Source organism: Bacillus sp. WC2503, assembly GCF_052682895.1.
Genome location: NZ_JBQYMD010000001.1, coordinates 3250808 through 3271850, shown reverse-complemented (window position 1 = coordinate 3271850; position 21043 = coordinate 3250808). Strand labels below are relative to the sequence as shown.

24 protein-coding genes and 1 riboswitch are annotated in these 21043 nt (G+C 33.5%); of the genes, 16 read left to right on the top strand and 8 right to left on the bottom strand.

Annotated elements, in window-relative coordinates; genetic code table 11:
* Positions 1 to 61: 61 nt before the first annotated feature.
* Together nucA and ACUN26_RS16615 are read left to right on the top strand one after the other, a co-directional pair.
* Positions 62 to 496, top strand: coding sequence for a DNA-entry nuclease (gene nucA, locus ACUN26_RS16620; protein ID WP_000811503.1), 435 nt, complete (start codon positions 62 to 64; stop codon positions 494 to 496).
* A gap of 35 nt (positions 497 to 531) precedes the next feature.
* Positions 532 to 921, top strand: coding sequence for a competence protein ComJ (locus ACUN26_RS16615; protein ID WP_000424018.1), 390 nt, complete (start codon positions 532 to 534; stop codon positions 919 to 921).
* A 37-nt stretch (positions 922 to 958) separates the two neighbouring features.
* Here the strand turns inward: ACUN26_RS16615 and metE are convergent, their stop codons facing one another.
* The 3 genes from metE to ACUN26_RS16600 form a co-directional block, all read right to left on the bottom strand.
* Positions 959 to 3247: a 5-methyltetrahydropteroyltriglutamate--homocysteine S-methyltransferase gene (gene metE, locus ACUN26_RS16610; RefSeq protein WP_001007623.1), complete on the bottom strand. Its 2289-nt coding sequence runs from the start codon at positions 3245 to 3247 to the stop codon at positions 959 to 961.
* Between the two features lie 128 nt (positions 3248 to 3375).
* Positions 3376 to 3564: riboswitch (cobalamin riboswitch) on the bottom strand.
* 206 nt (positions 3565 to 3770) lie between these two features.
* A complete protein-coding gene (locus ACUN26_RS16605) occupies positions 3771 to 4328 on the bottom strand; it encodes a PadR family transcriptional regulator (protein ID WP_000062055.1) in 558 nt (185 codons plus the stop codon).
* Between the two features lie 116 nt (positions 4329 to 4444).
* Complete coding sequence (locus ACUN26_RS16600) at positions 4445 to 5986, bottom strand: MDR family MFS transporter (RefSeq protein ID WP_000449890.1); 1542 nt, start codon at positions 5984 to 5986, stop codon at positions 4445 to 4447.
* A gap of 434 nt (positions 5987 to 6420) precedes the next feature.
* Here ACUN26_RS16600 and ACUN26_RS16595 point away from each other — a divergent pair, with 434 nt between their 5' ends.
* The gene (locus tag ACUN26_RS16595; protein ID WP_000708174.1) at positions 6421 to 6921 is read left to right on the top strand and encodes a hypothetical protein; all 501 of its coding nucleotides are present in this window, start codon (positions 6421 to 6423) and stop codon (positions 6919 to 6921) included.
* Between the two features lie 31 nt (positions 6922 to 6952).
* Here ACUN26_RS16595 and ACUN26_RS16590 read toward each other — a convergent pair whose 3' ends face one another.
* Positions 6953 to 7186: an SPP1 phage holin family protein gene (locus ACUN26_RS16590; RefSeq protein ID WP_000939445.1), complete on the bottom strand. Its 234-nt coding sequence runs from the start codon at positions 7184 to 7186 to the stop codon at positions 6953 to 6955.
* Positions 7187 to 7350: 164 nt separating this feature from the next.
* On the opposite strand from ACUN26_RS16590, the gene ACUN26_RS16585 reads away from it, so the two are divergent.
* Together ACUN26_RS16585 and ACUN26_RS16580 are read left to right on the top strand one after the other, a co-directional pair.
* Positions 7351 to 8004: a diguanylate cyclase domain-containing protein gene (locus ACUN26_RS16585; RefSeq protein ID WP_000680808.1), complete on the top strand. Its 654-nt coding sequence runs from the start codon at positions 7351 to 7353 to the stop codon at positions 8002 to 8004.
* 645 nt (positions 8005 to 8649) lie between these two features.
* Entirely contained in the window at positions 8650 to 9312 is a 663-nt protein-coding gene (locus ACUN26_RS16580) for a YkyA family protein (protein ID WP_000922477.1), read from the top strand.
* A 31-nt stretch (positions 9313 to 9343) separates the two neighbouring features.
* On the opposite strand, the gene ACUN26_RS16575 is transcribed toward ACUN26_RS16580, so the two are convergent.
* Positions 9344 to 9802 carry a YkyB family protein gene (locus ACUN26_RS16575; protein WP_000804859.1) on the bottom strand — a complete coding sequence of 153 codons (459 nt, stop codon included), beginning with the start codon at positions 9800 to 9802 and terminating at the stop codon, positions 9344 to 9346.
* A 176-nt stretch (positions 9803 to 9978) separates the two neighbouring features.
* Between ACUN26_RS16575 and ACUN26_RS16570 the strand changes: the two genes are divergently transcribed.
* Together ACUN26_RS16570 and ACUN26_RS16565 are read left to right on the top strand one after the other, a co-directional pair.
* Positions 9979 to 11508 carry a Ppx/GppA family phosphatase gene (locus ACUN26_RS16570; RefSeq protein WP_000661381.1) on the top strand — a complete coding sequence of 510 codons (1530 nt, stop codon included), beginning with the start codon at positions 9979 to 9981 and terminating at the stop codon, positions 11506 to 11508.
* A gap of 117 nt (positions 11509 to 11625) precedes the next feature.
* A complete protein-coding gene (locus tag ACUN26_RS16565; protein WP_000421687.1) occupies positions 11626 to 13734 on the top strand; it encodes a polyphosphate kinase in 2109 nt (702 codons plus the stop codon).
* 168 nt (positions 13735 to 13902) lie between these two features.
* Here ACUN26_RS16565 and ACUN26_RS16560 read toward each other — a convergent pair whose 3' ends face one another.
* Both ACUN26_RS16560 and ACUN26_RS16555 read right to left on the bottom strand, forming a co-directional pair.
* Positions 13903 to 14139, bottom strand: a complete 237-nt coding sequence (locus ACUN26_RS16560; protein ID WP_000283739.1) for a hypothetical protein — start codon at positions 14137 to 14139, stop codon at positions 13903 to 13905.
* A gap of 97 nt (positions 14140 to 14236) precedes the next feature.
* Positions 14237 to 15094, bottom strand: coding sequence for a metallophosphoesterase (locus ACUN26_RS16555; protein ID WP_002039478.1), 858 nt, complete (start codon positions 15092 to 15094; stop codon positions 14237 to 14239).
* 241 nt (positions 15095 to 15335) lie between these two features.
* On the opposite strand from ACUN26_RS16555, the gene fadH reads away from it, so the two are divergent.
* From fadH to ACUN26_RS16535, 4 genes are all read left to right on the top strand, one after another.
* Positions 15336 to 16100 (top strand): 2,4-dienoyl-CoA reductase, encoded by a 765-nt coding sequence (gene fadH, locus ACUN26_RS16550; protein WP_000660910.1) that lies wholly within the window; start codon positions 15336 to 15338, stop codon positions 16098 to 16100.
* 255 nt (positions 16101 to 16355) lie between these two features.
* Positions 16356 to 17573 (top strand): EAL domain-containing protein, encoded by a 1218-nt coding sequence (locus tag ACUN26_RS16545; protein ID WP_000564311.1) that lies wholly within the window; start codon positions 16356 to 16358, stop codon positions 17571 to 17573.
* On the top strand, positions 17573 to 17701 hold the full coding sequence (locus ACUN26_RS16540; protein ID WP_000544076.1) for a hypothetical protein: 129 nt from the start codon (positions 17573 to 17575) through the stop codon (positions 17699 to 17701). Before ACUN26_RS16545 ends, ACUN26_RS16540 begins: the two co-directional genes overlap by 1 nt.
* A 55-nt stretch (positions 17702 to 17756) precedes the next feature.
* Positions 17757 to 18245 (top strand): DUF3993 domain-containing protein, encoded by a 489-nt coding sequence (locus ACUN26_RS16535; RefSeq protein ID WP_001233803.1) that lies wholly within the window; start codon positions 17757 to 17759, stop codon positions 18243 to 18245.
* A 116-nt stretch (positions 18246 to 18361) separates the two neighbouring features.
* Here ACUN26_RS16535 and ACUN26_RS16530 read toward each other — a convergent pair whose 3' ends face one another.
* On the bottom strand, positions 18362 to 18598 hold the full coding sequence (locus ACUN26_RS16530; protein WP_000717878.1) for a glutaredoxin family protein: 237 nt from the start codon (positions 18596 to 18598) through the stop codon (positions 18362 to 18364).
* Positions 18599 to 18831: 233 nt separating this feature from the next.
* Here ACUN26_RS16530 and ACUN26_RS16525 point away from each other — a divergent pair, with 233 nt between their 5' ends.
* The 5 genes from ACUN26_RS16525 (at position 18832) to cbpB (ending at position 20948) form a co-directional block, all read left to right on the top strand.
* Complete coding sequence (locus tag ACUN26_RS16525) at positions 18832 to 19068, top strand: YkuJ family protein (protein WP_000055152.1); 237 nt, start codon at positions 18832 to 18834, stop codon at positions 19066 to 19068.
* A gap of 215 nt (positions 19069 to 19283) precedes the next feature.
* The gene (locus ACUN26_RS16520; RefSeq protein ID WP_000440536.1) at positions 19284 to 19433 is read left to right on the top strand and encodes a hypothetical protein; all 150 of its coding nucleotides are present in this window, start codon (positions 19284 to 19286) and stop codon (positions 19431 to 19433) included.
* Positions 19434 to 19507: 74 nt separating this feature from the next.
* Positions 19508 to 20026 (top strand): ribonuclease H-like YkuK family protein, encoded by a 519-nt coding sequence (locus tag ACUN26_RS16515; RefSeq protein ID WP_000348650.1) that lies wholly within the window; start codon positions 19508 to 19510, stop codon positions 20024 to 20026.
* Positions 20027 to 20143: 117 nt separating this feature from the next.
* Complete coding sequence (gene abbA / locus ACUN26_RS16510; RefSeq protein ID WP_001188532.1) at positions 20144 to 20335, top strand: antirepressor AbbA; 192 nt, start codon at positions 20144 to 20146, stop codon at positions 20333 to 20335.
* A 169-nt stretch (positions 20336 to 20504) separates the two neighbouring features.
* A complete protein-coding gene (cbpB, locus tag ACUN26_RS16505) occupies positions 20505 to 20948 on the top strand; it encodes a cyclic-di-AMP-binding protein CbpB (protein WP_000623575.1) in 444 nt (147 codons plus the stop codon).
* Positions 20949 to 21043 lie beyond the last annotated feature (95 nt).

The following is a 21043-nucleotide window of genomic DNA, read 5'->3' as shown; positions in this document are numbered from 1 at the left end:
TACAGGAGAAGTTTGTTATAATAACGGAGGAAAAGAAACTGGTAGAATCATGGAGGTATACATGAAGCAATTAAAAGGTATTATCATTTCAATTATTGCAATTCTTTCTATTGTAGTAGCGGTGTATGAAGTACTTGTTCCAGAGGAAACAAGTATCAAAAAAACGAATGCGTATGATCAAGTTCTAGAATTTCCGAAAGAGCGATATCCAGAGACAGGGAAACATATTACGGATGCTATAAAAGAAGGACATTCAGAAGTTTGTACAATTGATCGTGGTGGTGCTGGAGATAGAAGGAAATTATCGTTAGCTCCATATCCATCAAAAAAAGGCTATGATCGTGATGAATGGCCAATGGCGATGTGTAAAGAAGGCGGAAAAGGGGCGCATATTGAATATATAAGTCCAGCGGATAATCGCGGAGCAGGTTCTTGGGTAGGAAATAAGTTAGATAAATATCCAGATGGTACGCGTGTGAAATTTGAAGTGAAGTAGTGTTACATATTTCATAATGAAGGAGAAGGGGAACGATGGAGTTAACAATTTCTTATTCACAATTAATGTTGATGAACTATGACGGTGAACAGCCTTACGTAGACTGGACGGATGAAGATTTTGATAGAGGTTATGCTAAGGCGGATGGAACTGTTATTTTTGAAGCACTTTCTGATTATACTTGTGAAATAAAAGTGACTTGTGGAAAACATATTGAAAAAGAAGAAGTAATTAGAACAGTTACGGTTCCTTTTACAATTAAAAATGAATGTATCGTTGTAACGAGTATTCTTTCAAATAAATTTCAAATTCCTATTCCAAATGGTGAGTATACAGTTGTATTGCAGGTAATTCCTCTTGAAGAACCAACGGATGATGAGTTATATAAACTACAATACGAATTCTTTTTTGAAAGTAAAGAATAAAAAATGGGTTATCCTAAGGAAGGATAACCCATTTTTGTTATGCATTTGTTTTTAAAAGGGAACGAGCATCTTTTGCTGCTTGCACCATGTGTTCTAAAGCTGGAATAACTTCTTCTGTTTTTCTTGTTTTTAAACCACAGTCAGGATTAATCCAGAAATATTTAGGATCACATACTTGTAAAGATTGTTCTACGATTTCAAACATTTCATCTTTACTCGGTACACGTGGGCTATGAATATCGTATACCCCTAGACCGATCCCTTTTTCATATGTTGTATGTTTTAATGTATCAATAAATTCTCCGTGACTACGTGATGTTTCGATAGAAATGACATCCGCATCTAATGCACGAATAGCATCTACAATATCTTCGAAGTTACTGTAACACATGTGCGTATGAATTTGCGTTTCATTGGCTACAGAAGATGTTGCTAAAAGGAAGGATTGAACTGCCCATGTAATATATGCATCCCAATCTTTTTCTTTTAGTGGCATTCCTTCACGAAGCGCTGGCTCATCGACTTGGATTACTCTAATTCCAGACGATTCAAGTAATTCAATTTCATGACGAAGTGCTAATGCAATTTGATAGGAAACTTCTTTTCTTGAAATATCATTTCGAACGAATGACCAATTTAAAATAGTGACAGGTCCAGTTAGCATACCTTTTACTACTTTTTCTGTTAAGCTTTGTGCGTATACAGTTTCTTTAATAGTCATTCCATTTATAAAGGCAACATCACCATAAATAACAGGTGGTTTCACGCAACGGGAACCATACGATTGTACCCAACCGTTTTTAGTGAAGGAGAAACCAGCAAGACGTTCACCGAAGTATTCGACCATGTCAGTTCTTTCAAATTCACCATGAACAAGAACATCAAGACCGATTTCTTCTTGGTAACGAATCCATTTTTCTGTTTCTTTTTCAATAAATTGCTCATATTGTTCATTTGAGATAACGCCGTTACGCCATTCTTTTCGCGTTTGACGAACTTCAGTTGTTTGCGGGAAGCTACCGATAGTTGTTGTTGGTAACAACGGTAACTGCAGAGCAACTTGTTGTAATTCGTATCGTTTTTCAAATGGAAGAGGGCGTGAAAAATCTTCTTCTTTTAGTGCTGTTCGTGCTGCTTTGACATCTTCTCGGTTACGTGCAGCAGATGAACGTATTGTATGGTGCGCATTGCGATATGTTTCAAGTTCGTTACTAATGCTTTCTGTACCTTGAGTCAAAGCAGAATGAATAAGAACTAGTTCTTCTAATTTTTGGTTTGCAAATGCTAGCGCATCAAATAGTTCAGTCGATAAGTGAGTTTCTTCGGTTTTATCAATTGGTGAATGCATTAAACTACAAGAAGGCTGAACGATGAAATCTTTTGTTTGGACTTGTTTTTGTAACGTTGTAAATAACGTAAGAATTTCATCAAGGTCCGCTCTCCAAATGTTACGGCCATCTATACAACCGACTGCTAAAGTTTTGTCAGCTGGGAATCCGTATTTCGCAATAGCATTTAAATTACCTTCTTTACCGTGAACGAAATCTAAACCAACACTAGATACAGGGAATGTAATAATTTCTTCATAGTTTTCTTCTACACTATCAAAATATGTTTGTAAAAGAAGATTCGCGTTTGGAACTTCTTTACGAATAGTTTCATAAATTTCTTTCGCATGCTGAATTTCTTCTTTAGTTAAAGAAGCGAAAATCGGTTCATCAACTTGAATGATTTGTGCACCAGCCGCATGTAGTTCTGAAAGTAGTTGTACGTAAGGTGTAACTAACTGTTTTAAAATAGTAGCAAATTGATCTTGTTTATAGCCTTTTGCTAATTTTAAGAAAGTATATGGTCCTAAAATAACAGGCTTTCCATCTACGCCTAATTCTTGTTTTGCCTCTTCGTATAAGCGAAGTGGACGATTATCTTTTAAAGAGATTTGTAATCCCTCTTCATATTCAGGAACAATATAATGATAGTTTGTGTTAAACCATTTAGTCATTTCGGAAGCTACGTGATCTTTAGAGCCACGCGCCATTGCAAAATATACATCAAGGTAAGATGTAAACTCAGAAAAACGTGACGGGATAAAACCTAACATATAAGCAGTATCCAGAACGTGATCATAATATGTAAAATCGCCGACTGGAATGAGTTCAATTCCTTTTTCTTGCTGTACTTTTACGTGTTGAAGGCGAATTTCTTTCATCGTTGTTAAAAATTGTTCTTCATCAATTTTATTGGACCAAAAAGCTTCCAATGTTTTTTTCCATTCTCGTTGTAGTCCGATACGTGGATAACCTAAGTTACTTGTTTGAATTGCCATTTTAAATTCCTCCCTAATTGAAAGTAAGCATTTCCGTTTACTAGGAAATACTTATAACAAAAAGTACAAAGACATAGAAAATAAGCCTTCCTTTTTGTTTTAACACCTCATCATCATCCGTGAATCTATCAGTGTTGTTAAAACAGGCAGGTCTCCTGACTTATGCTTCATATAATTTCTTTCACCTTCCCGTTCTCACAGTGGCACTAACAAAGAAATCTCAGCATTTACAGTGGCGGGACCGTGTTGGAGTTTCACCAAGCTTCCCTTTTAAACACGAAACGAAATTTTCGTGTACCTATTTTCCTTTTGAAAGGAATTTAACAAGCGATATGATATTGAAACAAATTCTAACACAATTTTTGGAATTTTGTCTACTGTTTTAAAATAAGAAAATTCTAAAGGTTTTATTTCTTAATATTCTGAATAATTTAGGTGTTTTTCAGATTAATGATATATAATGGAATGTGAAAATATAGAAAAATTGAGCGAGTAAAGAAGAGGGAACGTCTTCTTTACTCGCTCAATTTTCATCTACATCAAATTTTGAAAGTCGTCCTGCTATGGCATCGTTAAGGAGGGTGCTTAACCATTGTAATTCAACGGTAATATGCTCAATAACACTTTGTAAAATATATAGTTGTGCACGTGGAATTTTTCCTTTACTGCAATCATATATAGTTTGCATTTTATGTAAATATTGAACGGTATCATGTTTCTTTTTTTCTAAAATTGGAACCAATTCTTGATCATCACCAAAATGAGTGAAAGAAAGTGCTGAATAAATTGGTTTATATATTTGGTTTTTTGCTTCGAACTGTTTTAAGAGTAACGTGTGAAATAGTTGTTTACCTTCCTCTGTTATATGAAAGATTGTTTTATCTGGTCTATTCGTATCACGAACAATAGTTGTAATGCGAATTGCACCTTGCTTTTCTAATTGCTCGAAGGCGTAATAAAGTGATCCTTTTGCATATTTAATATAATAATCCATCTGTCTGTCTTTCATTATGTGCTGCACTTCATATGGATGTTTATCTCCTTCGAGTAGCAAGCCGAGAATGACTAATTTCATGCTCATTCTGTCTCAACTCCTGTACATAAAAACTGTATCCCTACTAATTAAAGTTTGATTTTATACATATTATAAACGGCATATCCTTTTTCATAAAGGGATATGCCGTTCCTTTTTTTATACTAACTTACTTGTTTTTGCTTTTGTTTCGCTTTCGGTCCTGTAAATAGGCGTTCATTTCCCATAAGTAAAATACAAATAATACTTAGTACAGCTGGGATCAGTGCCCAGAAGAATGTGTTGGCAATAGATGTAGCGAGAGCTTCTTTAATACCAGTTAATATTTCTGCTGGAATCTTCTCGGTAGCACCTGGTGATAATAAGAAACTTGTGTCTCCACCTTTTGGAGCTAATTTTGCAAGTTCAGGAGGGAACACAGTGTTTAATTTATTAATAAAAATATGATTTTGAATTGTACCGAAAATCGTTACACCAAGAGTCATACCGAGTGAACGGAAGAATGAGTTTGTTGATGTAGCAGAACCACGGTCTCTCATTTCTAATTTATGGATAGAAGACATACTTAAAACTGAGAATGAGAAACCAACCCCAAGTCCAGCGAGGACCATAAATAGCGTTACGAGCATACGAGGTGTGTCCATTGTTAAGGTGCTTAGTAAATAAATACCAAGAACGAAGAAAACGCCAGATACCATCATAATGTTACGATAGCTTGTTCGTGAAGCTAACTGTCCACCTGTTTGACTTCCGATTACAGAGCCGACCATCATTGGTGTTAAAATTAATCCAGCATTTGAGGCTGAACCTCCGAGAACACCTTGAACGAAGATTGGGATATAAACTGTACAGATGATAAAAGCAGCACCATAGAAAAAGGCAACGCCTTGGCTAGCTGCAAATAAAGGTTTTTTAAATAGATGGAAAGAAATGATAGGCTCAGTTGCTTTTCGTTCTACGAAGAAGAAAATAATAAGCATAATAACAACAGTTGCAAATAAACCGATAATTACATTAGAGCCCCATGCATACGTTTTACCACCAAGTTCTAGTGCGAACATTAAGCAAATAATACTAATGACAAGTGTAATAGCACCAGCCCAATCAATTTTTTGTTTTCTAAATTCTAGAGATTCACTGTAGTATTTAGTAATGAAGAAGAAGGAGATAAGCCCTAATGGAATATTAATATAGAAGACCCAATGCCAGCTTATATAGTCCGTAATATAGGCACCTAATAAAGGTCCAAATACACTTGATGTCCCGAAAACTGCACCGAATAGCCCTGTCATTTTCCCACGTTTTTCTGGCGGGAATATGTCATACATAATTGTGAAGGCGATAGGCATAAGGGCGCCACCACCAATACCTTGAATTGCTCTATAAATACTTAATTGTTCAATACTAGATGCTGTCCCGCAAAGTGCAGAACCGAATAAGAAAAGAATGAGTCCACCAATATAAAAACGTTTCCGTCCGTACATATCAGAAAGTTTTCCGAAAATAGGCATCCCTGCCATTGTTGCTACCATATATGCCGATGTGACCCAAACAAACTTGTCAAATCCTCCTAAGTCTCCGACAATCGTCGCCATTGCGGTTGCAACAATTGTATTATCCATTGCTGCCATTAAAATACCAAGTAGTAAACCAGCAACAACAAACTTTGTATTGTTGGAGTCTTTTTTTGATAGTTGAGTTTCCAAATATGCCCCTCCTTTAATAATAAGTAAACTATATTAAGTTTTAAATGCAACGCATAAAAATCTAAAGCATAGTTCCTCTTAAATTCTCTTACATAAGTGCACTGACATGCCATAAAGAATATTATAGTCAAATTTGACTAAAAGGCAAACTTTTTCTTTCACCAAAATATCCTTTTGTATGGAAAGAAAAAGAGTGAGCAATACTGAATATTGTTATAAAGTCAATGAAGTAAATTGTAAAAAATATTTCAGTAAGAATACTTCCTGTTAACAGTTGAAAAATGGTTTTTTCTTTATATTGTCGAATAGGATAAAAGGAAGGGAACTATTAAATATCGTTTGTAACAAGCGTTCATCATTTTTGTAGTTTATTGTGTAAAGCGAAAGAATAGAATTGTATGGATGGTACATCTGAAATGAGGTGAATATATATTATGAAAATATGGAAGCGAATTTCGGATCAAGGAAGGGATACAATACCGTTACAGCCGGTATTGTGGATTGATGGCTCAAAAAAGGAAGGCGAACTTCCTAATGTAGCAGTTACATTACAAATCCGTAGTATGTATGAAGAAAAATTTTCATATGAACTAATCTATGATGTAAACGACATACTTATTATGCGAATTGAAGTTGAAAATAAAGGAATTGAAGTGATTTCACGAGTCGTTGTAAGTCATATGATTAGAGATTACTTTTCGTATATTCCGAATTCTCTGCAGGTTAATAAGGGGATGAGCGAGTTTTTATTCCAGCTTGTAAGGTGGAGAATCGATAATTTATTGCCGAACGAGAAGGTGGAACTAAGTTGTAAATTAAAAGCAAATAAAGATAAAGCGGTTAAAACTGCATTGTTTAAGGCTACATACACATTTCAACATAAAGCAGTCTCATATGGCCCATTGCAAACAAATGAAGTTGTGGTGCGGCAATGATAAAAAGGAACCTGTGCGAAAGGTTCCTTTTTTAATGGAGGTTGTGCTTCTTGAGTATTTTCTTTTGTTCGATTCCTTTTTTTCCTACATAGTTATTTTTATAACCAAAATATAGAATGAATAGAAATGAAATAACATTTACAATAGCGTCGATTTGATCGTTCGTAATAAAGTTTATTCCGAAAGAGGTAAATAGTAGCTTTAATGATAACAAAAAACCAGCTAGTAAACGTATAGCATCTGATAGATTTTCTTTTTGTAGCATATAGGTCACTCCTTTCTATAAACGATATATAGTATATATATGAAATAGAATAAAAAAGGAATACAAGCTCTAGCGGAAATGTACATAGAATATGTACATTTTTTATTTGGTAGAAAAACATTATTGTTATAGAAACATATATTGGTATAGGAAGGAGAGGAAGTATGAAACATAAAGGGAAGATTAGTGGATTATTACTAGGGAATACTGTTGCTGTTACGGAATGGATTGCGCTTCAGGATGTAATTGCAAAATTAGATTCGCGATCATTTTATACTGTCTTTATTATTTATATTTTGCAACTGTTGCTAAGTTGTTACTTTGGCCATTGGTATGATAAAAGAGAAAACGGACGTATGAATATGGAAGTAGGGGGAATGGCAAGTAATGATTTTGTTGTTGATTTTTTTGAAAAAGTAGCTGCTTTATCTGAACGAGATTCTCGCAATATTACAGTGTACATTCTTTCCGTTAAAGAATGGGAGGGATTAAAGGAAACAGTGCAAGAAAAAAAGTTGGAAGCGTTAGTACAGAGAGTGGAGTCTACTATTGTAAAGACGATTCGAAAAGGTGATGTCGTTACAAAATGGGATGAAAATAAATATGTTATTGTAGCGATTGATAATGGTCATGAAAAATCAACAATAACACGACGATTAATGAAAAATATTGAAAGTGAAATAGAAAGTGGTTTATTAAGTGTGACGTTATTATTTGGGGCTGCTAGTTATCCAGTAGAAGGGAAAACTTTTGAAGAATTGTTAAGAAAGGCACAGAATCAATTGTACCAGTATAGAAATTTGAAAGACAATGAGTAAAACTTTGAGTTGAAGAAATATGATATGAAGAAATTCGGATTGTAACATTTTTTTGACTTTTATTACAAAAACAACTTTTATTGTAATAAAAGTCTTTAAAAATATATGAAATAGGCATATAATTATGATGGATGTGTCAATGCATTTGCACAATGTGTTTCATTTTAAAAGTGTAGAGGAAAACATGCTCTACACTTTTCCTTTTTAGGAAAGGAAAAGAATATTTGTAAGTTGTTGCGAGGTAGTATTTGTACTGTGTAAAATGAACAAAGAGATTATTTGATAGAAAGCGGAAAGGGAATGATAGATGTGAGAGATCGACAATCATCTTTTATCAGGTGAATTATTATAGTTGTTCTTCTAATTATTATGGCTCTGGTGAATTCCATTGTATTTTAAGGTAATACATAGTGTGAGTAGAGAATGAAAAGTGCAAAGTGAAATATACTTAGTAGATGGACATGAAACTGCTACATAATTCAAAGAGAATAACGTGAAAAATAATTTCAAGTAATAAATGTGTACAAGCATGATAAACAATACTGATGATCTTCGTAAAAAAGATACGAGTGTGAAGTGTATAGAAGGATTATATGATTTTTATAGCTTTTTTACACAAGGATCGTTTATAAGTAGGAGGAAAAGATGTTGAAATATAGTAAATTAGCAATTGTAGCCACATTATCAATGGTTTTATTAGCGGGTTGTTTTGGGCCAAAACCAGAAGAGGAATTATATGTAGCATTTGAAAATGCTGCCAAGCAAGAAAAAACAATGTTTGAAGATGCAAAGAAACTTGAAACTTTAGAAAAAGAGGGACAAGAATTATATAACCAGATTGTTCAAGAAGGAAAAGATAATAATCAAACTGTTAAGGAAAAACTGAACCAAGCAGTGAAAAATACAGATGAACGAGAAAAAGTGCTTAAAAAAGAAAAAGAATCTTTAAATAAGGCGCAAGAAGAAGTGAAATCAGCAGATAAATATGTGAAGAAAATTGAAGATAAGAAATTGAAAGAGCAAGCGGATAAAGTGAAAAGCACATATGAGAAACGACATGATTCATTTAACAAAATGTATGACAGCTATAATAAATCGTTAAAACAAGAAAAAGAATTATATACAATGTTACAAGATAAAGGTACAAAATTAAAAGATATTAGTGAGAAAGTTAAAGTAGTAAATCAATCGTATAAGGATATTGAGTCAGAAAAAGATAAGTTTAATGAATTCACGAAATCTTATAATACAGAAAAAGTTGCATTTTACAAGCAAGCCAATATTAAAATTAAAGAAGAGAAAAAATAAAACAGTTTGGCCTAACATAGGCCAAACTGTTTTATTTTTTTGTATAAGTGCGGCTATACCATGGAACAGGTTCACTTAATTTTTTTTCTTGTTTCAGTGCTTCAGGACCAATATAATCTTGAAGTGTTTTTTTGGAAACTGTTAAAGACAAGGTTGTTTTCGGGTTTCGGTAGGAGGATTCAAGATGACCAAGATGTGGTAGGTTTCGAAAATCTTCTTTCGTAGGAGGGATGTGGAAATAATAATCGCCTAACCGTATAAGAACATCAGATTGTTGTTGGCTAAAACGTGGATTTCTAGAGAAATGTAATCCTTCTTTAATTGCTTTTTTTTCGGCGATTAAACGCTCTAAAGCTGTCTTTTTTAACCAGTATAAATATTTAGGGTTAGTTGCAGCTTTGGCATGACGATTCACAACGAAAATAGATTGAGCTAGTCGATTAATAGGATGTTGGTTTTGTAATTGAGATTGTGGTTGTGAAGGTTTCATATTGAATCTCCTTTCAATTTTTCATTATTATAACATAAATAAAAGAGGTTTTTATTATATGCAAAAAGTGATTGTATACATTTTCAATATTAAAGCAATATTGTTACAAAAAACAACTATTTTGTATAATAGTAATAGAATGTGTTTTGAAATTTGATAATGAAAGAGTGAGAAGTTTGAAAGAACTATTAAAACAACAATATGCCATTATAGATATTGGATCTAATACAATGCGTTTAGTTATTTATGAAAAGCAAAATGGAGGTTTTTATAAAGAAATTGAAAATACGAAAGTGGTTGCTCGGTTAAGAAATTATTTAATCGATGGTGTTTTGAATGAAGAAGGTAAGGAAGTATTGTTACAAACATTATTTCAATTTCAAGAAAGTACAAAATTCCATCAGCTGCATCATGTACTTTGTGTTGCAACGGCAACAATTAGACAGGCTGAGAATCAAGAGGAGATTAAAAAACTTGTTGAAGGACAAACAGACTTTACTCTTAGAGTGTTATCAGAATATGAGGAAGCACGTTACGGCTATTTAGCAGTTATGAATTCTACTTCGTTTTCGGAAGGAATAACAGTAGATATTGGTGGCGGAAGTACGGAAGTTACATATATTAAAAATAGAGAGATTTTAGAGTACCATAGTTTTCCTTTTGGTGCGCTTTCTTTAAAACATCTATTTATTAAAGGTGATATTCCTACTAAAGATGAATTAGAGGAAATTCGAGAGTATTTAGAGTGTCAATTTCGAACGTTACCATGGTTAATTGATAAGAAATTGCCTCTTATTGCAATTGGTGGTAGTGCGAGAAACTTAGCAAAAATCCACCAAAATTTAATAAACTATCCTATAGCGGGAGTACATTTATACAAAATGAAAGAAGAAGATATTGAAAATGTAAAAGGTACATTAGAAAAACAATCGTTTATCGAACTTCAGAAAATGGAAGGATTGGCAAAAGATCGAGCTGATACAATTATTCCAGCGGTTGAAGTATTTCATAAACTTGTAAATATTATAGAAGCAACGGCATTTGTATTAAGCAAAAAAGGATTAAGAGAAGGTGTTTTCTATGAAGAGTTGACGAAAGATTTAGGGATTTCATATTATCCGAATGTAGTTGAAGAAAGCTTACATTTGTTATCACACGAATATGAAATGGATATGGAATTTGTCATTCAACTTATTAAACATGGAAGATTGATTTGTAAACAACTCGAAGAAATGGGACTGATTTCTGTTTCGATAAAAGACTGGGAAGCATTCCATCAAGCAGCGAAAGTATTTAACATTGGAAAATATATAGACGAAGAAGCGAGTCGTTTACACACGTTTTATTTATTGGCGAATAAAACAATTGATGGCATGATGCATAAAGATCGAGTGAGGTTAGCGCTTATTGCATCTTATAAATCAAAAATGCTATTTAAACAACATTTATCTCCATTTGAAGGTTGGTTTGATAAAAGCGAACAAAAAAAAATCCGCCTATTAGGGGCTGTTTTACAATTTTCAGCTGCTTTAAATGTAAGACAAAGATCGCTTGTCGATACGATATCCATAACAGAAAATAAAGAAGGATTAACGTTTAGAATTTTATGTGAGCAATCGGCATTAGCAGAAAAAGTACAAGCTGAAAAACAAAAAAAGCAGCTAGAAAGAGTGTTAAAAACGAATATTAACTTGTCATTTGAATGAAAATGTTAGGTTGTACGGATGTCTTTACAAAAAATTTACACTTTATAATATTGTAATTTGCTAAAATAAAAGTAACTAAATTATAGTAAAAAAGTTTCAAGGGGAAGTGTGAAGAGAATGGAATTGTTGAAGGGGAACATCGTAAATTTAAATGATACAGCATATTATAATAACCGAGAGCTAAGTTGGTTAGCATTTAATGAACGTGTACTACAAGAAGCGCAAGATGAAAATAATCCACTCTTGGAAAGATTAAAGTTTATTAGTATTTTTAGCTCGAATTTAGATGAATTCTTTATGGTACGTGTAGCGGGTTTGAAAGATCAAGTGAGTGCTGGGTTTAATCAACCAGAAAATAAAGCTGGCTTAACACCAAAAAAACAATTAAATAAAATTGAGATAAAAGCCCATGAATTAATGACCGTACAATATGATACGTTTAAAAATTACGTATTGCCAGCGCTTGAATTAGAGGGGATTGAGCGTTTAACATTCCATGATTTGACGAAAGAACAGAGAGAATTTATAGAAGATTATTTTGATGAGCAAATTTTTCCGGTTTTAACGCCTGTAGCTATCGATGCATACCGTCCATTTCCGATGTTATTAAATAAAAGTTTGAACTTAGCTACTCTTTTATATGATGAGAAGCAAGTGGAGGAAGAAAACCGTACGAAGTTAGGAATTGTGCAAGTTCCTTCATTACTTGAACGCTTCATATTTTTACCGAGTGAAGGGCAAAAGCATAAATTTATTTTATTAGAAGACGTAATTAGTAGTTTTACTCATAAATTATTCACAGGATATAAAGTATCATCTGTTACTCGTTTCCGTATTACACGTAATGCGGATTTAACAATTCATGAAGAGGGTGCGAGGGATTTATTAAAGGTAATTGAAAAAGAGTTGAAAAAGCGTAAGTGGGGAGCTGCTGTACGTTTAGAAGTTGGCAAAGAACACATTGATGAAAGAGTATTAACATTATTATACGAGGTGTTGGAAGTAAAAGATGAAGATGTATATATAATGGATGGACCGTTAGATTTAACATGTTTATTCTCTTTATATAAAAAATTAGCACCATTATATGAACATCTCATTTATCCAGCCCTTATTCCGCAACCACCTCAAGACTTAGGTGATGAGGAAGATGTATTTGAAAAGGCGATTGAGCATGATATTTTATTACATCATCCTTTTGAATCGTTTCAGCCAGTAGTTGATTTTGTCCGTGATGCGGCAGACGATCCGAATGTACTTGCGATTAAACAAACATTATATCGAGTAAGTGGTGATTCTCCGATTATTCAGGCACTAAAAGTAGCAGCTGAAAAAGGAAAACAAGTCACAGTGTTGGTGGAGTTAAAAGCAAGGTTTGATGAAGAGAATAATGTTCATTGGGCTAAAGAATTAGAACAGGCTGGGTGTCACGTTATTTACGGTGTAAGTCACTTGAAAACGCATAGTAAAATTACGCTAGTTGTAAGAAGAAAAAACGGAAAAATCGAAAGATTCGTACATCTTGGAACCGGAAATTATAATGATGCAACAGCAAAGTTATATACCGATTTTGGCTATATTACATCACGAAAAGACTTTGGGGTCGATGCAACAAATTTCTTTAATTATTTAAGTGGTTATACAACGAAACCGCATTTTCACCATTTATCAGTTGCACCATTTGATATAAGAGAGCAATTTATGGATTTAATAGATGAAGAAATTCGTTATCATAGGCAATATGGAAATGGCTATATTATCGCTAAGATGAATTCACTAACGGATAAACCATTAATAAAAAAAATGTATGAAGCATCACAAGCGGGAGTAAAGGTAGAGCTCATCGTTCGAGGAACATGTTGTTTAAGACCTGGTATTCCAAATGTAAGTGAAAATATTCGTGTAGTTAGTGTTGTAGGAAGATATCTAGAACATAGCCGTATTTATTATTTCCATCATAATGGAGAGGAGAAAATATATTTATCTTCAGCTGATTGGATGACGCGAAATATGGAGAAACGAGTAGAAATATCCTTCCCAATTCTAGATATTGAAATGAAAGCAAGAATAAAGGCGATTTTACAGCTTACTTTAGCAGATAATGTGAAAACACGCGAACAAAATAAAGACGGTGACTACTATTATGTTATTAATAGTAGTGCAGAGGAGATTGATAGCCAAGTGAAGTTGTTTAAGATGGCGTATCAAAATACAGATGCTGAATAGCAAGAACAAAGTAAAAAACCTCTTATTAATAAGAGGTTTTTTACTTTGTTCTCTACTTATTATACGTTCTCAAAATAGAAGAATGTGTAGAGAGAATAGTTTTTATTGTAAGCATATTAATCGATTGTCTAATAGAGAGAATAGCGTTGGTAGAATTGTTGGCATACATTAATAATAGTATGGTTGTTGACAAGGTCCACCATAACAAGGATAAGGTGCTGGTGGCGGGTAAGGTGGTGGATAAGGTGGATAAAATGGTCTAGGGCCGAAAGCTAATGCTCCGCCGAGCAATCCACCAGCAATTCCAGCTAGAAATGGAACGCCAAAAAACGGAAAGAATCGTGAGTCGCCTACTGGGCCAATAGGTGCTGAACGAACTGGGATTGGTTGATAATATGGATACATGAACAAACCTCCTTTATTGGACTCACTTTTATCATATGGTAAACGAAACGTGGATGAGCGCGTACAAGAAAGGATATGTAAGAAAATAGGCGAATTATTACGAATGTTGTAGGGTGAAGAGTGTAATTTCAGGTTTTGACATAAACCGGAATGGGACACGTGTTCTTCCAAGTCCGCGATTGACATAGAGAGATAAGTCTTGAATGGAATAGAAGCCTTCAATGTAGTGTTTGGCAAGTGATGGGGTAACGATAGCACCTAAAAAAGGGATTTTTACTTGTCCGCCGTGGCTATGACCAGAAAGTTGCAAGTTGATTGGATATGTAGCAATTTGTGGCGCAATATCTGGCTCGTGAACAAGAACAATGTTATAAGTATTTTGCCGCGCTTGTTGTAGTGTTTCCGCTATTTTTGGTTTGCCAAGTAGTATATCATCGAGTCCGAAAATAGAAATTTCACTATTATCCAGTAGACGAATTCGTTTTTCGCTATTTTGTAATAGTTCAAATCCAGATTCACGCATGATGTGATCATAGTATTCAGTTCCATATCCGCCGTGATCATGGTTACCATAAATAGCAAATTTACCGAAGGGTGCTTGTATATTCTTTAAAATGGATGCAACGAAAGGAGTATCAGTATATGTTTGGTAATTATCAATGAGATCACCAGTAAAAAGGACAATATCTGGGTTTGCAGCATTAATCTTAGAAATGATTTGAGATAAATGTTGGAGCGAGAAATAGTATCCGAGATGTAAATCGCTAAATTGAAGAATCTTCATACCATGAAAACTTTTTGGTATGAGCTGTGATTTTAGTGTGTGCTCTGTAAAAGAGATCATATGCGGCTCTATGTATTTAGCGTAATAGTAACCGATACTAGTGGTTATAAATGAATATAGACAAGTGCGTATTCCATTTTTCAAAAAATTTCTTCGTGTAATTTGCTTCATAAAAGTATGAGTATACCTATTTGATTTATATCATGTGTTTTCGTTCCATATACAGGCTACTCAAATCTCCTTTCAGTTTTTTTTAATATATTTAAAATAATAAAGAAGTAGTATAGCTTACGGAAAAATGAATGAAAAGAAGTCTCTTTAAGTTAAAATATCAGAAAAGTTTAAAAATATAAAGATTTCTATCAAATAAAATGATAAAATGAATGTGTATTCATTTTTGGGAGGGATATATATGAAAGAGAAGGTAGTAATTATAACAGGTGGATCGAGTGGAATGGGAAAAGGAATGGCAACTCGTTTTGCAAAAGAAGGGGCACGAGTTGTTATTACAGGGCGTACAAAAGAAAAACTGGAGGAAACAAAGTTAGAGATTGAACAGTTTCCAGGGCAAATATTGCCTGTACAAATGGATGTACGAAATACTGAAGATATTCAGAAAATGATTGAACATATTGATGAAAAGTTCGGACGAATTGATATTTTAATAAATAATGCAGCTGGCAACTTTATTTGTCCAGCAGAAGATTTATCTGTGAATGGCTGGAATTCGGTCATTAATATTGTGTTAAATGGTACATTTTATTGCAGTCAAGCTGTCGGGAAGTATTGGATTGAGAAAGGTATAAAAGGAAATATCATTAATATGGTAGCGACATATGCATGGGATGCAGGTCCAGGAGTTATTCATTCGGCTGCAGCAAAAGCTGGCGTATTAGCAATGACTAAAACGCTTGCTGTTGAGTGGGGACGTAAATATGGAATACGAGTTAACGCTATCGCACCAGGGCCGATTGAACGTACGGGCGGTGCCGATAAATTATGGATTTCAGAAGAAATGGCTAAGCGTACACTACAAAGTGTGCCACTTGGAAGACTAGGTACGCCAGAAGAAATTGCGGGTCTAGCTTATTATATATGTTCAGATGAAGCTGCATACATAAATGGAACATGCATGACAATGGATGGAGGACAACACTTGCATCAATATCCATTTTAAGAGGGATGACCAAATGAATGTTTGATTCATTTTTTTGTGGTAAAATGTGACGGAATTGTGACATGTGAAAGAAAGGTATTTACAAGAGGTCATATATACGGTATATTTAAGACCTCTTTTTTCTTCATAGTAGAATTGCTAATTCCCCTTAGCATTTTACCCCTCTAATCCCTTCAGGAAAACTGAAGGGATTTTTTATTATTTTTCCGTAAATATCGTGTTATAATTTTTGAAAAGTAAAGGGAGGGAAGCACGTTGATAGATGCATTAGATGTAATGAGTAACTTGGATAAAGTCCTTCCTTATTATCAAGCTATTTTTAGTGCTGATGAACATACAGTAATTGGATATGAAGTAGTAGGACGTATTCAAACAGAAGAGGGCATACAAAGTTTAGCTTCGTTCTTTCATGATGATTCTATTCCAAGTGAGTTTCAACTGGAAGCGGATAATATTATAGTAGAAAAAGCTTTAAACCGTTATTTAGAAAGCAATCAAAAATTGTTATTATTTATACATCGAAATGCTAACGTATTAATGAATGACGAAGATGAAAGTTTACTTCAACTTTTATTGATGTATGAAAAACAAGGTTTAAATTTGAACCACATTGTTTTAGAGATAACAGAGCATGAATGTAAAGAAGATATTGAGCAATTTAATCATTTGCTTATGTATTATCGTACATATGGTATTCAGATTTCGATTAATAAAGTTGGAACGGGTACAAGTAATTTAGAACGTATTAGCGTGTTAGCACCTGATATTTTAAAAGTAGATTTAACAAACTTAAGGCAAACTGCACTTATACAATCTTATCAAGATATTTTATATTCCTTATCTTTACTTGCAAGAAGAATTGGTGCAACGTTGTTATATGAAGAAATTGATGCTTTTTATCAACTACAATATGCTTGGAAAAACGGTGGTAGATACTATCAAGGTAATTATTTAAAAGAATGTTTACCTGATTTTATTGAAACGAATGTTTTAAAAGAGAGACTTGGTAATGAATGTCATCAATTTATTCAGCATGAGAAAAAGAAGTTGCAAAAAATTTATCATTTAACAGAGATGTTACGTGATCGAATTGGTGATGTTCTGTCAAAACAAAAAAAGAATGAAGATATAAATGATTGGTTATTACAATTTAGCCAAAGTATATCACAATGTAGTTTTCGCATATTTATTTGCAATGAAGATGGTTTTCAACAATCAGGTAATGTTATGAAAAAAGATGGGGAATGGATTGTGATGCCGGAGTATTATATGAAGAACTGGAGTTGGCGCCCGTATTTTCTTGAGAATATTATGAAAATGCGTTTTGAAAATAAGGCGAGACTTTCAGATTTATATGCCGATATTGAAACTGGTGAAATGGTACGAACATTTTCTTTCCCGATTGATGATGAAAACTTTTTATTTATAGATTTATCTTATGAATATTTATATGAAGAAGATGTTTTATTTTAATGCACGAAGAGATTCGTGCATTTTTTTGTTTGTTTTTATCAGAAATTGGTAATAGTGAAAATGGTGATGAAAATGTTGTCTATCGTTGTAAAGATTTTACGAACGAAACCATCCCTTTCTTTGCATAATCATTGTTACAATGAATACTACAAAGACAAGTTCTTTTAAAAGGAAGGTGGAAAAATGAGGAAATATGGAATATGGCTTGTTCTATTTGTATGTGTTGCCTTTCTAGTTGGTTATAGTGTTACAACTGTTTTAGGAAAAGAGGAATTGAAAGTCGATCGGAAAGACGTGTTTACAACGATACAAAAAGGCTATGAAACCCAATTTTCAATTCGCGGGAAGCATTTGCCGATGAATAAGATGATAGAGACGTTATCACCGTATTTTACAGATAATTTCCTTCAAGTATTTACAGATGAAAATAGTAGAAGTGATAAACAAAGTGGTGAATATTTACTTCCAGCAAAAGAAGCACCGTTTTCTTTTAATTCGGAAACGAAAATGGCGTATGATGAAGAGCATAAAAATTTATATGTATATGAGCGGGCGAAAAGTGGACAATATCAAATTGTAACATTGAAAAGGGATCAAGATAAATGGAAATTAGCAGGGTATCATGAAAGCCAAGAACTTTTAACTGAAATAAAAAGGTTACAACAATTATAAAGTGCAACTTTAATCAGTGGGGGCTTTATATCCCACTGATTATTAGCTTTCATCAATCGGGAGTTTTACTGCCCATAAATAACGAGATAAAAATAGGAATAGGTATTTACCTATTCCTATTCTATATTGAGTAGCTGTTGTAATTTTTCGATTTGAAAACCTGTAACCACTTCACCGTCGATTACAACTGTTGGAGTTGAATAGGAATCATAGTCGTATAAAAGGCGATCGCGAGCAGCAGCGTCTTTTTTTACGTCAAATTCTTCATATGAAACGTTATTATGCTTTAAAAATTCTTTCACAATGACACATGGCGGACAATCAGGTTGTGTGTAAACCTCAATTTTTTTCATTGTAATTCCTCCTTTTTTCTGTTTTTTATTATATTATTCCAGTATGGAAATCGCAATAAAGAAGGAAAAAGATGTTCTTTCTGTGTTTTCCTTTGCATTTCGACAAATTTTTAGTTGAGTTTCTGGCCAATAACCTTTATCCTAGACTGTGGAACATTTTTTCTGTTATGACGGATAGAATGAGTATAGCTGTAAAACCTATTGGTAGGAAGATTAGAGAAAGGAGAGATTTCATGTCTCTACTCCAAGGAATTTTAACACGACTTGTTAGTCTACAAGAACAAGCTGTAAGCGGTGAAGTAGCACAACGCTATTTTGAAGTGAACGGTGAGCGCAAATGTAGCGTGAAATTTTTCGATAAAAGTGAAATGTATGAATTAGAAGTGTATCAACAAGGTGAAAAACCTCAAGTGTATCAATTCGATAATATCGATATGGTTGCAATTGAGATTTACGATATCATTTCTTGATACATATAAAAAAGGTACTGCCTATGGCAGTACCTTTTTTAGTTCTTTTACTTTCCAGTATATATGTATAGGAATTTTTCGTTTTTCCTACAATGGTAATAAAGTAAGACTTTAATCAGTGGAAGTGCTTATTATCGACTGATGATTGGACTACATCAATCAGGAGTTTTACTGCTCGAAAATAGCGTGATAAAAATAAATAGGAGGTGTGTTATGTGGAACGTTTACCAGTTGTGATCTGTCCTAATTGCCACAATTCTGCAGAGATTATTCATGTATTAACGGCTCAATCGAATCAAAATGTAATTTATACTTGCCAAGTTTGTCATTTTGTAATGCGAAATATTGAGACGAATAAAGGATAGTAAGTTATAATTTTTGTTTTTGTCCCATACAATGAGAATACGAAAAGTCTGTCTAATGGAAAGGACGTGACTATGTGGACGGTGGGCATAAATTCTATAATGTTTCAGAGAGACATTTGAATTTTGATACGGTCTTTAACCGCATTTGTAGTTTCATTGAAAAGGATCCACGAAATTTATATCGATTATCTATTGGGACAGACTCACAAGCACATCAAAAAGATACGAGATTTATTACGGCAATCCATATTCACCGTGTTGGAAAAGGGGCTTGGGGATGTTTACACCATAGGTCAGTAAAAGATAAGCCGGCAACATTACGGGAGAAAATATATTTAGAAACACAGTTTAGTCAAGAAATCGCTTGCCTATTTACTCCTAACCATATACAAACCATATGGGATTTATTGCATCCATATGCTCAAGATGGGGCTGGGTTCATAATGGAAATTCATTTGGACATAGGGAATGATGGTTTAACAAAAGAATTTATTTTAGATATGACAGCGAAAATTCAAGCGATGGGATTAACTGCAAAAATTAAGCCGGATGCTTATGCGGCATTTAGCTATGCAAATCGATATACGAAATAATTTTTATAAGGTTACAATTGTTACATGTTTTTATTAAAAACTGAATATTACATCTACTAAATAAGTTGGAAATTTTATATAATGAGAGTAACGATGGGATTATAAGGAGAGGGGTATATGCAAAGGGAATTTGTTTTAACGAAAGAAGAAGAAAGTTTGTTACTAGATATTTTATTTCAACAAAATTATGCGAGTGAAATTTTAGCTGTAGAACTTACAGATATTGAGAATGGTTTGAAACAGACAGATGTGACGCAATATAAAAAAATCACAAGGCTATTTTACAGATTAAAAAATAAAGGGTATTAAGTGCTACCGTAATGGTAGTCTTTTTTTTGTGTTGTATGCTAAAATAGCTGTGTAATTGTATTTTTATTGAAATAAAGTTAGGACAAAATAATAATATGAAAACGCTGTCATAAAATAAGGATAGAATCGGTGAATATAAGCAGGAAAAAGGGAAAATGGGGGATGTAACATGATTAGTATTCCAAAAGACGAGTTTCAGCAAATTCTTGTGAAAGATTTAATGATTTCATCAGAAAAAGTAGCACATGTCCAAATTGGGAATGGATTAGAGCATGCTTTACTCGTTCTTGTGAAATCTGGATATTCGGCAATACCTGTTTTAGACCCAATGTATAAATTACATGGGTTGATTAGTACTGCTATGATTTTAGATGGTATGTTAGGGTTAGAGCGCATTGAGTTTGAAAGACTTGATGATATGAAAGTAGAACAAGTGATGAAGGAAGATATTCCGGTTCTTAAGTTAGAAGATTCATTTGCAAAAGCTTTAGAAATGACAATTGATCATCCTTTTATTTGTGCTGTAAATGAAGAAGGGTATTTCGAGGGGATTTTAACACGTAGAGCTATTTTAAAATTATTGAATAAAAAAGTACGGCAGCATAATCGATAGACAATAGGAGGAAAGTGACTTCATAGAAACGGAGAAGTCACTTTTTTTCGTGCATATCAGTTGTGTATGTATTATATTTAAAAAGACATAAAACA